Origin of the sequence: Stenotrophomonas maltophilia group sp. RNC7 (genome assembly GCF_030910085.1) — a bacterium.
GTDB lineage: Bacteria > Pseudomonadota > Gammaproteobacteria > Xanthomonadales > Xanthomonadaceae > Stenotrophomonas > Stenotrophomonas sepilia.
This window is the reverse complement of record NZ_JAVFVN010000993.1, coordinates 1-13,455: the sequence shown is the minus strand read 5'-3', so window position 1 is coordinate 13,455 and position 13,455 is coordinate 1. Positions and strand designations below refer to the sequence as shown.

Annotated in this window: 11 protein-coding genes; 3 read left to right on the top strand and 8 right to left on the bottom strand. The window is 66.3% G+C overall.

Going from position 1 to position 13,455, the window contains the following annotated elements; all coding sequences use genetic code 11:
• Positions 1-79 precede the first annotated feature (79 nt).
• The 5 genes from ispH to murJ form a co-directional block, all read right to left on the bottom strand.
• Positions 80-1,030, bottom strand: a complete 951-nt coding sequence (ispH, locus tag RCF13_RS25515; RefSeq protein WP_019659291.1) for a 4-hydroxy-3-methylbut-2-enyl diphosphate reductase — start codon at positions 1,028-1,030, stop codon at positions 80-82.
• Between the two features lie 27 nt (positions 1,031-1,057).
• The gene (gene lspA / locus RCF13_RS25510; RefSeq protein ID WP_134968495.1) at positions 1,058-1,582 is read right to left on the bottom strand and encodes a signal peptidase II; all 525 of its coding nucleotides are present in this window, start codon (positions 1,580-1,582) and stop codon (positions 1,058-1,060) included.
• The gene (ileS, locus tag RCF13_RS25505) at positions 1,582-4,413 is read right to left on the bottom strand and encodes an isoleucine--tRNA ligase (RefSeq protein ID WP_134968496.1); all 2,832 of its coding nucleotides are present in this window, start codon (positions 4,411-4,413) and stop codon (positions 1,582-1,584) included. The genes lspA and ileS overlap by 1 nt, the downstream gene beginning before the upstream one ends.
• A complete protein-coding gene (locus RCF13_RS25500) occupies positions 4,410-5,357 on the bottom strand; it encodes a bifunctional riboflavin kinase/FAD synthetase (protein ID WP_231352606.1) in 948 nt (315 codons plus the stop codon). Before RCF13_RS25500 ends, ileS begins: the two co-directional genes overlap by 4 nt.
• Before the next feature lie 75 nt (positions 5,358-5,432).
• Positions 5,433-7,037 (bottom strand): murein biosynthesis integral membrane protein MurJ, encoded by a 1,605-nt coding sequence (gene murJ / locus RCF13_RS25495; RefSeq protein ID WP_095377769.1) that lies wholly within the window; start codon positions 7,035-7,037, stop codon positions 5,433-5,435.
• Between the two features lie 117 nt (positions 7,038-7,154).
• On the opposite strand from murJ, the gene rpsT reads away from it, so the two are divergent.
• Entirely contained in the window at positions 7,155-7,424 is a 270-nt protein-coding gene (gene rpsT / locus RCF13_RS25490; protein ID WP_005408560.1) for a 30S ribosomal protein S20, read from the top strand.
• A 218-nt stretch (positions 7,425-7,642) separates the two neighbouring features.
• Here rpsT and cgtA read toward each other — a convergent pair whose 3' ends face one another.
• The 3 genes from cgtA to rplU all read right to left on the bottom strand — a co-directional run bounded on the left by cgtA (position 7,643) and on the right by rplU (position 9,463).
• Positions 7,643-8,695, bottom strand: a complete 1,053-nt coding sequence (gene cgtA, locus RCF13_RS25485) for an Obg family GTPase CgtA (protein WP_061479125.1) — start codon at positions 8,693-8,695, stop codon at positions 7,643-7,645.
• Between the two features lie 177 nt (positions 8,696-8,872).
• Positions 8,873-9,136: a 50S ribosomal protein L27 gene (gene rpmA / locus RCF13_RS25480; protein ID WP_005415704.1), complete on the bottom strand. Its 264-nt coding sequence runs from the start codon at positions 9,134-9,136 to the stop codon at positions 8,873-8,875.
• An 18-nt stretch (positions 9,137-9,154) separates the two neighbouring features.
• Positions 9,155-9,463 (bottom strand): 50S ribosomal protein L21, encoded by a 309-nt coding sequence (gene rplU, locus RCF13_RS25475; protein WP_005408557.1) that lies wholly within the window; start codon positions 9,461-9,463, stop codon positions 9,155-9,157.
• A 316-nt stretch (positions 9,464-9,779) separates the two neighbouring features.
• On the opposite strand from rplU, the gene uvrA reads away from it, so the two are divergent.
• Together uvrA and RCF13_RS25465 are read left to right on the top strand one after the other, a co-directional pair.
• Positions 9,780-12,773, top strand: coding sequence for an excinuclease ABC subunit UvrA (uvrA, locus tag RCF13_RS25470; RefSeq protein WP_061480766.1), 2,994 nt, complete (start codon positions 9,780-9,782; stop codon positions 12,771-12,773).
• Complete coding sequence (locus RCF13_RS25465) at positions 12,773-13,180, top strand: thioesterase family protein (protein WP_061480767.1); 408 nt, start codon at positions 12,773-12,775, stop codon at positions 13,178-13,180. Before uvrA ends, RCF13_RS25465 begins: the two co-directional genes overlap by 1 nt.
• Positions 13,181-13,455 lie beyond the last annotated feature (275 nt).

The window sequence follows — 13,455 nt, the reverse complement described above, 5'->3', positions numbered from 1 at the left end:
CCATCAGTGCATGCCAAAGGCGTGCGAACCAAGGTTCGCACCCACCTTGTGCAGTCTCACCTACCAGAGCCAGGCCGGGTCAGTCGACCAGGCGCAGACGCAGTTCCTTCGGCAGCGCGAACACCATCGATTCCGGCTCGCCGTCCAGCTCGGACACGCCACTGGCACCCAGCTCGGCCAGGCGTGCCAGCACGCCATCGACCAGCACCTGCGGTGCCGAGGCGCCGGCAGTCACGCCGATGTGCTGCTTGCCCGCCACCCACGCCGGGTCGATCTCGTGCGCACCGTCGATCAGGTACGACTCCACACCTTCACGGCGGGCCAGTTCGCTCAGACGGTTCGAGTTGGAGCTGTTCGGCGAACCGACCACCAGCACCAGGTCGCAGCGCTTGGCCAGATCGCGTACGGCGTCCTGGCGGTTCTGCGTGGCGTAGCAGATGTCGTCGTTCTTCGGGCCCTGCATCGCCGGGAAACGCTCGCGCAGCGCATCGATGATGCCGCGCGTATCGTCCACCGACAGCGTCGTCTGGGTGGTGTAGGCGAAGTTGTCCGGCTGGTTGATCTGCAGCGTGGCGACCTGCTCGACATCCTCGACCAGGTAGATCTGGCCGGTTCCGGCTTCGCGGTTCCACTGGCCCATGGTGCCTTCCACTTCCGGGTGACCGGCATGGCCGATCAGCACCACGTCACGGCCGGCACGGCAGTGGCGGGCGACCTCGAAGTGGACCTTGGTCACCAGCGGGCAGGTCGCATCGAACACCTTCAGGCCACGACGCTCGGCTTCCTGGCGCACGGCCTGCGAGACGCCATGCGCGCTGAAGATCACCGTGTTGTTGTCCGGCACTTCATCGAGCTCCTCGACGAAGATCGCGCCGCGCTGCTTCAGGTCGTCGACCACGAAGCGGTTGTGCACCACTTCATGGCGGACGTAGATGGGCGCGCCCAGCGTTTCGATCGCGCGCTTGACGATCTCGATCGCACGATCGACACCGGCACAGAAACCACGCGGGTTGGCGAGCAGCACATCCATCAGTTCAATCTCCCGGCAGCGGCCGGCTTACGGTTTCGGATTGGCATTATCCGCCTTTTTGGCGGACTTGCCGTCGAACAGGCCAAACAGGGCGATGCCGATGGCACCCACCACGATGGCCGAGTCGGCGATGTTGAACGAGGGCCAGGTGTAGCTGCCCACGTACCACTGGATGAAATCGACCACGTGGCCGTGCACCTGGCGGTCGATCACGTTGCCGATGGCGCCGCCGATGATCAGCGCGTACGGCACTGCGGCCTTCCAGTTGCCACGGGCGGTACCGCGCAGCCACCAGGCCATCAGGCCGCTGATGGCGATCGCCAGCGCGGTGAAGAAGTACTTCTGCCAACCACCGGCGTCGCTCAGGAAACTGAATGCCGCGCCGGTGTTGTAGGTGCGGTACCAGTTCCAGAAGCCGTCGACGACCACCACCGGCTGGAACTCCGGCAGGCTCGACAGCACCCAGGCCTTGGACCACTGGTCCAGGCCGATGATGGCCGCCGACAGCAGCAGCCAGACCAGGGCGTTCGGATGCGGACGGGGCGCGGCCATCAGAACCAGCTCCGCACTTCGCCGGCGCCGGTCACGTTGCTCACGCAGCGGCCGCACAGTTCCGGATGGTCGGCGTTGCTGCCGACGTCGGCGCGGTGGTGCCAGCAGCGCACGCACTTGGCCTTGGTGGTCGGCTGGGCGCTGACGAACACCTCGTCGGTGGTCGCCGGGCGCACCTGCACGTCGCCACTGATGAACAGGAAACGCAGTTCATCGGCCAGCGGCTGCCAGCGCGCAGCCTGCTCTTCGCTGGCAGCGATGGTGATCTCCGCCTCCAGTGCAGCACCGATCGCACCGTTGGCGCGCATCGGCTCGAGCACCTTGGCCACCTGCTCGCGCACGGCCAGCAGCTGGTCGAAGTCGGCGGCGTTGAGCTGGGCACCGGCCGGCAGCGGCGCCAGGCCGTCGTACCAGGTGGTGAACAGCACATGGCCGGCACGTTCGCCCGGCAGGTACCCCCACAGCTCGTCGGCGGTGAAGGTCAGGATCGGCGCGACCCAGCGGGTGAACGCTTCGGCGATGTGGTACATCGCGCTCTGTGCCGAACGGCGACCGTGCGAATCGGTCGGCATCGTGTACAGGCGGTCCTTGGTCACGTCCAGGTACAGCGAGCCCAGGTCCACGCTGCAGAAGTTCAGCAGCAGCTGCACGATCTCGGCCATGTTGTAGCCGTCGTAGGCCGCCTTGATCTTCTCCTGCAGCTCCCAGGCGCGATGCACGATCCAGCGGTCCAGCGCGACCATCTGCTCGAGCGGTTGCAGGTGCCGGGCCGGATCGAAACCGTCCAGGTTGCCGAGCAGGAAGCGTGCGGTGTTGCGCAGGCGGCGGTAGGCGTCAGCATTGCGCTTCAGGATTTCCTGCGACAGCGACATCTCGTTGCTGTAGTCGGCCGAGGCGATCCACAGGCGCAGGATGTCCGCGCCCAGCTTGTTCATGATGTCCTGCGGCTCGATGCCGTTGCCCAGCGACTTGGACATCTTGCGGCCGTGCTCGTCCACGGTGAAACCATGGGTGAGGCACTGCTTGTACGGCGCGCGCTTGTCGATCGCCACGCCGGTCAGCAGCGAGGACTGGAACCAGCCGCGGTGCTGGTCGGAGCCTTCCAGGTACAGGTCGGCCGGCTTGCCGAAGCCACGCGCGGCGAGCACGCCTTCATGGGTCACGCCCGAATCGAACCAGACGTCGAGGATGTCGGTGACCTTCTCGTAGTCGGCCGCTTCGGCGCCGAGCAGCTCGGCGGCGTCCAGCGAGTACCACACGTCGATGCCCTCGGCTTCGACGCGGTCGGCGACCTGCTGCATCAGCTCCACCGAACGCGGATGGATCTCGCCGGTCTGGCGATGGGTGAACAGTGCGATCGGCACGCCCCAGGTGCGCTGGCGCGAGATGGTCCAGTCCGGGCGACCGTCGACCATGCTCTGGATGCGCGCCTTGCCCCAGGTCGGGAACCAGCCGACAGTGTCGATCGCAGCCAGCGCATCGCTGCGCAGGTTGGCCTTGTCCATCGAGATGAACCACTGCGGGGTGGCGCGGAACACCACTGGCGTCTTGTGGCGCCAGCAGTGCGGGTAGCTGTGGCGGATCGGGTGGAAGGCCAGCAGCGCACCGTTGTCGCGCAGCACGCCGACGATGGCCTCCTGCGCCTTCCACAGGTGCTGGCCGGCCAGCACCACCTCACCGGCCGGCGGGGTCGATTCCAGGTACACGCCACGGCCGTCGATCGGGGTCACCTGCCCGGCGTTGTACTTGTCCAGCAGGCCGTACTTCTGGCTGACCACGAAGTCTTCCTGGCCGTGACCGGGGGCGGTGTGCACCGCACCGGTACCGTCCTCGTCGGAGACGTGGTCGCCGTTGAGCAGCGGGATATCGCGCTGCGGATAGAACGGGTGTGCCAGCAGCTGGTTCTCCAGTGCCGCGCCGGTGGTTTCACCGTGCAGCACCACGCTCTCGACGCCGTAGCGCTGCAGCGCGCGCTCGGCCAGCGCGGCGGCCAGCACCAGCCAACGGCGCTTGCCGTTGTGGGCCGGGCCTTCGGCCAGCACGTAGTTGATTTCCGCACCCAGCGACACCGCCAGCGAGGCCGGCAGCGTCCACGGCGTGGTGGTCCAGATCGGTACGGCCACTTCGACGTCGGCCGGCACGCCCACGCCGAACGCCTGGCCGATGGCCTGCGCATCGCGCGCGGCGTAGGCGACGTCGATCGCCGGCGATTCCTTTTCCTGGTACTCGATCTCCGCCTCGGCCAGCGCCGAGCCACAGTCGAAGCACCAGTACACCGGCTTGGCGCCACGCACCAGGTGTCCGTTGGCCACGACCTTGGACAGCGCACGGATCTCGTTGGCTTCGAAGTCGAAGCTCAGGGTCTTGTACGGGTTGTCCCAGTCGCCGGTCACGCCCAGGCGCTTGAAGTCCACGCGCTGGATGTTGATCTGCTCTTCGGCGAACTCGCGGCACTTCTGGCGGAATTCGACGGCGTCGAGCTTGGTGCCGACCTTGCCCCACTTCTTTTCGACCGCGATCTCGATCGGCAGGCCATGGCAGTCCCAGCCCGGCACATAGGGCGCATCGAAGCCGGCCAGGTAGCGCGACTTGACGATGATGTCCTTCAGGATCTTGTTGACCGCGTGGCCCAGGTGGATGCGGCCGTTGGCGTACGGCGGGCCGTCATGCAGCACGAACAGCGGGCGGCCGGCGGCGTTGTCACGCAGCTGCTGGTAGAGCCCCTGCGCTTCCCACCGCGCCAGAATGCCCGGCTCGCGCTTGGGCAGGTCGCCGCGCATCGGGAATTCGGTGGCTGGCAGGTTCAGGGTGGTCTTGTAGTCCTGGCTCACGCAGTGGCTCGCAATCTATGTTCGGAAAGGAGGGCGCGCGCCTGTTCGGCGTCGCGGTGCATCTGGTCGGTCAGTGCCGCCAGATCATTGAATTTCTCTTCGTCGCGCAGCTTGGCGACAAACTCCACGTCGATGTGGCGCCCGTACAGGTCGCCCTGGAAATCGAACAGGTGGGCCTCCAGCAGCGGCTCCACGCCGTCCACTGTCGGCCGGGTGCCGAAGCTGGACACCGACGGCCACGGCTGGTCGAACACGCCGTGCACCCAGGTCGCGTAGATGCCCGACAGTGCCGGGGTCTTCGGGAAGCGCAGGTTGGCGGTGGGGAAGCCCAGCGTACGGCCAAGCTGGCGCCCGCGCACCACCCGCCCGCTGATCGCGTAGGGGCGGCCGAGCAGGTCGTTGGCGCGGGCGAAATCGCCCCCCTGCAGCAGCTGGCGGATGCGGGTGCTGGAAATGCGCTCGCCATGCAGGTCCACCGCTTCAATCTCGCCGGCGCTGAAGCCCAGTTCGGCGCCCATCTCCTGCAGCAGTGCCAGATCACCGCGGCGGCGGTTGCCGAAGCAGAACTCCGGCCCGATCCAGACTTCGCGGGCGCCCAGCCGGTGCACCAGCAACTGGTGCACGAAGGTCTCGGCCGGCATCGCCGCCATCGCGGCATCGAAACGCAGCAGGCCGATCGCATCGACGCCGAGCTCGCGCAGGATCTCGACCTTGCTGCGCGCCAGGGTCAGCCGCGGCGGCGGCGTGCCCTGCGCGAAGAACTCACGCGGCAGCGGTTCGAATGCCACGGCCACTGCGGCCACGCCCAAGGCGCGCGCGCGGGCGACCGCGTGGCGGACCAGCGCACGATGGCCCAGGTGAAGGCCGTCGAATGCACCGATACAGACCACGCTTCCGTTGGGGAACAGCTCCCCGCCCTCGACGCTTCTGAACAGCCTGCTCATCAACTCTCGTTCCGGCCCGACCGGGGCCGCCGCTTCAATGGTGTAACCCTGAAGTATAGCCGCCACGGGCCGCGATCAATGCCCGCGCAGGTCGCGCGGGCGGAAGCCCATCGCCAGCATGGCCACCGCATAGGTCGCGCCGCCGCCGCCGACCAGCAACGCCAGGGCACCGATCCGCTCCCACACACGCATCGCGGAGAAACCCGGCAGCCAGTGCAGCAGGGCCAACAGCACGCCAACCATGGCCGCGCAGGCCAGCACCAGGCGCAGCAGATAGCCGCCCCAGCCTGGCCGGCGCTGGTAGACATCGGTCTTGCCCAGCCAGTACCAGAGCAGGCCCAGGTTCAGGTAACTGGACAGCGCGCTGGCGATGCCCAGTGCCAGGTGCAGGCCCGGCTGCTTGCCGATCGCCGCCATCACGCCCTGCGCCTTCAGCGCGTCGGGGACCATCACCTGGTACAGCACGGCCAGCAGGGCGAAGTTGAACACCATGTTGGCCACCAGCGCCGCCACCCCGGCGCGCACCGGGGTCTTGGTGTCCTGGCGGGCGTAGAAGGCCGGCAGCACCACCTTCAGCAGGGCGAATGCCGGCAGGCCGAAGCTCAGGCCGTACACCGACAGCGCGGTCATGCGGGTGTCGAAGGCGCTGAACTGGCCGTGCTGGAAGATGGTCGCGATCAGCGGCTCGGCCAGCAGCAGCAGGCCCAGCATGGCCGGCACCGAGATCAGCAGGGTCATGCGCAGGCCCCAGTCCAGCGAACGCGAGAAGCCCTCGCGGTCGGTGCTGACATGGTGGCGGGCCAGCGCCGGCAGGATCACCGTCCCCAGGGCCACGCCGAACACGCCCAGCGGCAGCTCCAGGAAGCGGTCAGCCAGCGACAGCCAGGACTGCGAGCCGTCGGTCAGCTTGGCCGCGATCACCGTATCCAGCAGCAGGTTGATCTGCGCCACCGAGGAACCAAACAGGGTCGGCACCATCAGCGTCATGACCTTGCGCACGCCCGGGTGGCGCCAGCCCCAGCGCGGCAGGGTCAGCAGGTTGATGCCCTTCAGCGAGGGCAGCTGGAACAGCAACTGCAGGATGCCGGCGGCCAGCACCGCCCAGCCCAGCGCCAGGATCTGCTTTTCCGGCGTACCGCCCAGCCGCGGTGCCAGCCACAGCGCGCCGGCGATCATGCACAGGTTGAGAATGACCGGGGTCAGCGCCGGCATGGCAAAGCGCTGGAAGCTGTTCAGCGCACCGCCGGCCAGAGCGGTCAGCGAGACGAACAGCAGGAACGGGAAGGTCAGGCGGAACAGGTCGACCAGCAGGCCCTGCTTGACCGGATCGGTATCAACGCCACTGGAGAAGACCGAGGCCAGCTGCGGCGCGAAGATCAGCGCCAGTGCGGTGACCAGCATCAGCACCCCGCCCAGGGTGCCGGCGGTACGGGCCATCAGTTCGCGCAGCTCGGCGTGGCTGCGGGTTTCCTTCACTTCCGTGAACACCGGCACGAAAGCGGTGGCAAAAGACCCTTCGGCGAACAACCGGCGCAGGAAATTGGGTACTCTGAAGGCGACCCAGAAAGCATCAGTGATGGCGTTGGTGCCGAACGTGGTGGTCACCACGAAGTCCCGGACAAGTCCGAGAACGCGCGAGACCATGGTCATGCTGCTGAACGACAGCAGGCCCCGCAACAACTTGGGTGAACTCACTCAGCGTCCCTCTTGACAATCGACTTGACGTGCATTTCTTACGCCATCATACTAGCTAGCTTGCTGTTCCCATAACACCGATTTTTTCAGGAAACCACCACCGTGGCCAATATCAAGTCCGCCAAGAAGCGCGCCAAGCAGACCGTCGTGCGCAACGCGCGCAACGTGGCTCAGCGCTCGATGCTGCGCACCGCTGTCAAGAAAGTGATCAAGGCGCTGGACGCCAACGATGCCGCCGGCGCCGAAGCCGCCTTCGCCGTTGCCCAGCCGATCCTGGATCGCTTCAGCGCGCGTGGCCTGATCCACAAGAACAAGGCTGCTCGCCACAAGAGCCGCCTGAACGACCGCATCAAGGCCCTCAAGGCCGCCTGATCCGGCGTTGCCGCCCTGCCCTTCGGGGTTGGGCTGCAGACAAAAGCCCGGCCCCGGCCGGGTTTTTTATTGCCTGCGGTTTCCACCCTGTAGAGCCGAGCCCATGCTCGGCTGGCCGCGCGAACAGCAGCCGAGCATGGGCTCGGCCCTACAGAAGAGCGGTAGCCAACAAAAAAACCCGGCCAAAGCCGGGTTTTTTGCACGGAACCACAACGCCATCATTGCGCGTCGCGGGCTTCCTGCTCTTCTTCCTTCTGGCGATCGAAGAAGGCCATGATCCGGCTCATGATCGGGAAGGTGCCTTCGCGACCCAGTGCGGAGACCAGGAACCACGGCTCCTTCCAGCCCAGCTCGGCAACGATCTGCTCGGCCGCAGCCTGCGCCTCGTCTTCGAACATCAGGTCAGCCTTGTTCAGCACCAGCCAGCGCGGCTTTTTCAGCAGTTCCGGGTCATGCTTCTCCAGCTCGCGCTCGATCGCACGCACCTGCTCCACCGGCGAGATGCCGTCCACGCCCCCTTCCATCGGCGAGATGTCCACCAGGTGCAGCAGCAGGCGGGTGCGCTGCAGATGGCGCAGGAACTGCGCGCCCAGGCCGGCGCCATCGGCCGCGCCTTCGATCAGGCCCGGAATGTCGGCGATCACGAAGCTGCGGTGGTTCTCCACCTTCACCACGCCCAGGTTCGGGTACAGCGTGGTGAACGGGTAATCAGCCACCTTTGGCGTCGCCGCCGAAACGGCGCGGATCAGGGTGCTCTTGCCGGCGTTGGGGAAGCCCAGCAGGCCGACATCGGCCAGCAGCTTCAGCTCCAGCTTCAGCGTGCGCTCCTCGCCCGGCTCGCCCGGCAACGCCTGGCGCGGCGAGCGGTTGGTCGAGCTCTTGAAGTGCATGTTGCCCAGGCCGCCACGACCGCCCTTGGCCACCAGCAGGCGATCGCCGTGCCGGGTCAGGTCGCCGATGACTTCATCGGTGGCCACGTTGATCACCACGGTGCCGACCGGCACGGTGATGGTCAGGTCTTCGCCACCCTTGCCATAGGCCTGGCGGCCCATGCCGTTCTCGCCGCGCTGCGCCTTGAAGATGCGGTCATGGCGGAAGTCGACCAGAGTGTTCAGGTTTTCGTCGGCGCGGATGTACACGCTGCCGCCCGCACCGCCGTCGCCGCCGTCCGGGCCGCCGAGCGGAATGAACTTCTCGCGACGGAAGCCAATGCAGCCGTTGCCGCCGTTGCCGGCGAACACTTCGATTTCTGCTTCGTCTACCAGTTTCATTGTTTCGATGCCTGCGATGGGCGTGGCCTGCCGGCCGCCGCCTTGAATGTCATGCCGGCCGTGGGCCGGCAACCCGGCCCAGCCGGTCTTGCTTCAACTCTAACGAAAAGCCCCGCCGAAGCGGGGCTCTTCATGCAGCACTCCCGTGCCGGGGCACGGGTGCCGGCGATGCCTGGATCAGGCGTCGGCCGAGACGATGCTGACGGTGCGACGCTTCTTGGCGCCCTTGACCGAGAACTCCACCTTGCCGTCCACGAGGGCGAACAGGGTGTGGTCACGGCCCAGGCCAACGCCCGAACCCGGGTGGAACTGGGTGCCGCGCTGACGCACGATGATGTTGCCGGCTTCGATGGCCTGGCCGCCGAAGATCTTGACGCCCAGGTACTTCGGGTTGGAGTCGCGACCGTTGCGCGAGGAGCCTACGCCCTTTTTATGTGCCATGACTGCTTCTCCTGATGCTTAGCCGGCGATGCCGGTGATCTCGATTTCGGTGTAGTACTGACGGTGACCCTGACGCTTCATGTGGTGCTTGCGGCGACGGAACTTGATGATCCGGACCTTGTCAGCACGACCCTGGGACAGGACCTTGGCGGTGACGGCAGCGCCCTTCAGCGCATCGCCCAGCTTCACGCCGTCGCTGTCACCCAGCATCAGGATGTTGTCAAACTTGATCTCGCTGCCGACTTCGACTTCGAGCTTTTCAATGCGGAGCTTTTCGCCCTGCGCCACGCGGTATTGCTTACCGCCGGTGACCAGTACTGCGTACATGACCAGGCCTTCCTCTGTAGTTATTGTGGTCTGAGCTGCCGCCATCGAGGGCGGACAGGAGCGGGATTGTACGCAGAACATCGGGCGCGGGTCAAGTCAACCCCTGGACGGCCGGGGGGCCCGGCCGGAACGGGGTCAGATCCCTTTTCACGTCGTGAAAAGGGATCTGACCCCTGCCTGTCGGCCTGTCTCACAAGGTGAGACACGGGGCTGGCATTGTCGCCCATTGCCCCCATCTGGTCACCTCGGTAGGCTGACCGATTGCCGTTCCCTGCTGGCCCGGCACCCAGCCAACGCCCCCACAACCGGATCCCCCATGGCGATGGATTTCATCCGCATCCGCGGCGCGCGGACGCACAACCTGAAGAACCTCGACCTCGACCTGCCCCGCGACAAGCTGATCGTGATCACCGGCCTGTCCGGCTCGGGCAAGTCCTCGCTGGCGTTCGACACCATCTATGCAGAAGGCCAGCGCCGCTATGTCGAGTCGTTGTCGGCCTATGCGCGCCAGTTCCTGAGCGTGATGGAAAAGCCGGACCTGGACCACATCGAGGGCCTGTCCCCGGCGATCTCGATCGAGCAGAAGTCGACCTCGCACAACCCGCGTTCGACGGTCGGCACGATCACCGAGATCTACGACTACCTGCGCCTGCTGTACGCCCGCGTCGGCACCCCGCGCTGCCCGGACCACGGCTACCCGCTGGAAGCACAGACGGTCAGCCAGATGGTCGACCAGGTGCTGACCCTGGACCCGGAACAGCGCTACATGCTGCTGGCGCCGGTCATCCGCGACCGCAAGGGGGAGCACGCGCAGGTATTCGACCAGCTGCGTGCGCAGGGTTTCGTGCGCGTGCGCGTGGACGGCGAGCTGCATGAGATCGACGCGGTGCCGCCGCTGGCGCTGCGCCAGAAGCACACCATCGAGGCGGTGATCGACCGCTTCCGCCCGCGCGAGGACATCAAGCAGCGCCTGGCCGAGAGCTTCGAGACCGCGCTGAAGCTGGGCGACGGCATGGCGTCGGTGCAGAGCCTGGACAACACGGAAACCGCGCCGACCCTGTTCTCCTCCAAATACTCCTGCCCGGTCTGCGATTACTCGCTGCCGGAACTGGAGCCGCGCCTGTTCTCGTTCAACGCACCGATGGGCGCCTGCCCCGGCTGCGATGGCCTGGGCATGGCCGAGTTCTTCGATCCCTCGCGCGTGGTGGTGCACCCCGAGCTGTCGCTGGCCGCCGGTGCGGTGCGCGGCTGGGACCGCCGCAATGCCTACTACTTCCAGCTGATCGCTTCGCTGGCCAAGCACTACCGGTTCGACGTCGACGCGGCCTGGAACTCGCTGCCGGACAAGGTGCAGCAGGCCGTGCTGTACGGCAGCGGCGATGAAGCGATCACCTTCACCTACTTCACCGAAGCCGGTGGCCGCACCCAGCGCAAGCATCGCTTCGAGGGCATCATTCCCAACCTCGAGCGCCGCTACAAGGAAACCGAATCGCCGGCGGTGCGCGAAGAGCTGTCCAAGTACATCAGCGAACAACCCTGCCCGGAATGCCATGGCGCGCGCCTGAACAAGGCTGCACGCAATGTGTTCGTGGCCGACCGCCCGCTGCCGGAGCTGGTGGTGCTGCCGATCGACGAGGCGCTGAAGTTCTTCAGCGAGCTGAGTCTGCCGGGCTGGCGCGGCGAGATCGCCGCGAAGATCGTCAAGGAAATCGGCGAACGCCTCGGCTTCCTGGTCGACGTGGGCCTGGATTACCTGACCCTCGAGCGCAAGGCCGACACCCTGTCCGGTGGCGAGGCGCAGCGCATCCGCCTGGCCAGCCAGATCGGCGCCGGCCTGGTCGGCGTGATGTACGTGCTCGACGAACCGTCGATCGGCCTGCACCAGCGCGACAACGAACGCCTGCTCGGCACCCTCACCCGCCTGCGCGACCTCGGCAACACGGTGATCGTGGTCGAGCATGACGAGGACGCGATCCGCCTGGCCGACTACGTGCTGGACATCGGCCCGGGCGCGGGCGTGCATGGCGGCGAGATCGTCGGCCAGGGCACCCTGCAGGACATCCTGGAGGCACCGCGCTCGCTGACCGGCCAGTACCTGTCGGGCAAGCGCGCGATCGAGATCCCGGCGCGCCGGCACAAGCCGAACCCGAAGATGACCCTGCACCTGCGTGGGGCCAGCGGCAACAACCTCAAGGGCGTGGACCTGGCGATTCCGTCGGGCCTGCTGACCTGCGTGACCGGTGTGTCCGGCTCCGGCAAGTCGACCCTGATCAACGACACCCTGTTCTCGCTGGCTGCCAACGAGATCAACGGCGCCTCGCACCCGATCGCCCCGTACAAGGAGATCGATGGCCTGGACCTGTTCGACAAGGTGGTGGACATCGACCAGTCGCCGATCGGCCGCACCCCGCGTTCGAACCCGGCCACCTACACCGGCCTGTTCACTCCCCTGCGCGAACTGTTCGCACAGGTGCCCGAAGCGCGTGCACGCGGCTACTCGCCGGGCCGCTTCAGCTTCAATGTGCGTGGTGGCCGCTGCGAGGCCTGCCAGGGCGATGGCCTGATCAAGGTCGAGATGCACTTCCTGCCGGACGTGTACGTGCCGTGCGATGTCTGCCACGGCAAGCGCTACAACCGCGAGACGCTGGAGATCCTGTACAAGGGTTTCAACATCAACGACGTGCTGGAAATGACCGTCGAGGATGCGCTGAAGCTGTTCGAGCCGGTGCCGTCGATTGCACGCAAGCTGGAAACGCTGGTCGACGTCGGCCTGAGCTACATCAAGCTGGGCCAGAGCGCGACCACGCTGTCCGGTGGCGAAGCGCAGCGCGTGAAGCTGTCCAAGGAACTGTCGCGCCGCGATACCGGCCGCACCCTGTACATCCTCGACGAGCCGACCACCGGCCTGCACTTCCACGACATCGAAGCGCTGCTGGGCGTGCTGCACAAGCTGCGCGACGAAGGCAACACGGTGGTGGTGATCGAGCACAACCTGGACGTGATCAAGACCGCCGACTGGATCGTCGATCTGGGTCCGGAGGGTGGCCACCGCGGCGGCACCATCCTGGTCACCGGCACGCCGGAAGACGTGGCGGCCTGCCCGCAGTCGTACACCGGCCAGTTCCTGGCCCGCATGCTGCCCTCCACCAGCGCGCGCCCCGAGCAGCCGGCCGCCGTGGCCAACAAGCCTGACGCCCGCCCGCCGCGCAAGGTGAAGCCCGAGAAGCCGGCCAAGGTGGCGAAGAAGGCCGTGGCCGCCAAGAGCACCGGCAAGGCCAGCAAGAGCACGTCGAAGAAGAAGGACGCCTGATGAGCAGCGAACACAAGATCCTGGCCCGCATCCCGATCAGCGTGCGCTGGCGTGACATGGACAGCATGGGCCACGTCAACAACGCCAAGTACATTTCCTACCTGGAAGAAGCGCGCGTGCGCTGGATGTTGGGCGTGGACGGCGTGTCGATGACCGACCGCATCGCCCCGGTCGTGGCCGCGACCAACGTCAATTACCGGCTGCCGATCGTGTGGCCCAACGACATCGTGGTCGAATTGTTCGTCGAGCGCCTGGGCAACAGCAGCGTGACCATCGGCCACCGCATTGTCGACCAGCAGGACGCGTCGAAGCTGTATTCCGACGGCAACGTGGTGGTGGTCTGGATGGATACCCAGACCGGCAGGAGCGCGCCGCTGCCTGAGGCGATCCGCAGCGCTTCCACCTGAAGGTAGTGCCGGGCGCCGGGCGGCCAACGACACACCCCTACCCCCAGCCCGGCCCCCGCCCGCCCAAACCAAAACCATAAAACGACATATATTAAAAAACACACAGAAAAGCCCGACCACCCTCCCCCCCAAGGCCCCAGACCCACCCCAACCACAAAAAAAAAATGGTTTTCCGCCCCCCCCCCCCCCAAACAAAAAAATGTAAACCCAACGAAACCCAAACCCACCCCCCCCCCACAACCCCCCAGGGTAAAAAAACAAAACACCACCAACAA

Coding starts and splice junctions, on each gene's coding strand:
- ispH (WP_019659291.1), bottom strand. CDS start 1,030: ATGGATGTGCTGCTCGCCAACCCGCGTGGTTTCTGTGCCGGTGTCGAT.
- lspA (WP_134968495.1), bottom strand. CDS start 1,582: ATGGCCGCGCCCCGTCCGCATCCGAACGCCCTGGTCTGGCTGCTGCTG.
- RCF13_RS25500 (WP_231352606.1), bottom strand. CDS start 5,357: ATGAGCAGGCTGTTCAGAAGCGTCGAGGGCGGGGAGCTGTTCCCCAAC.
- cgtA (WP_061479125.1), bottom strand. CDS start 8,695: ATGAAACTGGTAGACGAAGCAGAAATCGAAGTGTTCGCCGGCAACGGC.
- rpmA (WP_005415704.1), bottom strand. CDS start 9,136: ATGGCACATAAAAAGGGCGTAGGCTCCTCGCGCAACGGTCGCGACTCC.
- rplU (WP_005408557.1), bottom strand. CDS start 9,463: ATGTACGCAGTACTGGTCACCGGCGGTAAGCAATACCGCGTGGCGCAG.
- uvrA (WP_061480766.1), top strand. CDS start 9,780: ATGGCGATGGATTTCATCCGCATCCGCGGCGCGCGGACGCACAACCTG.
- RCF13_RS25465 (WP_061480767.1), top strand. CDS start 12,773: ATGAGCAGCGAACACAAGATCCTGGCCCGCATCCCGATCAGCGTGCGC.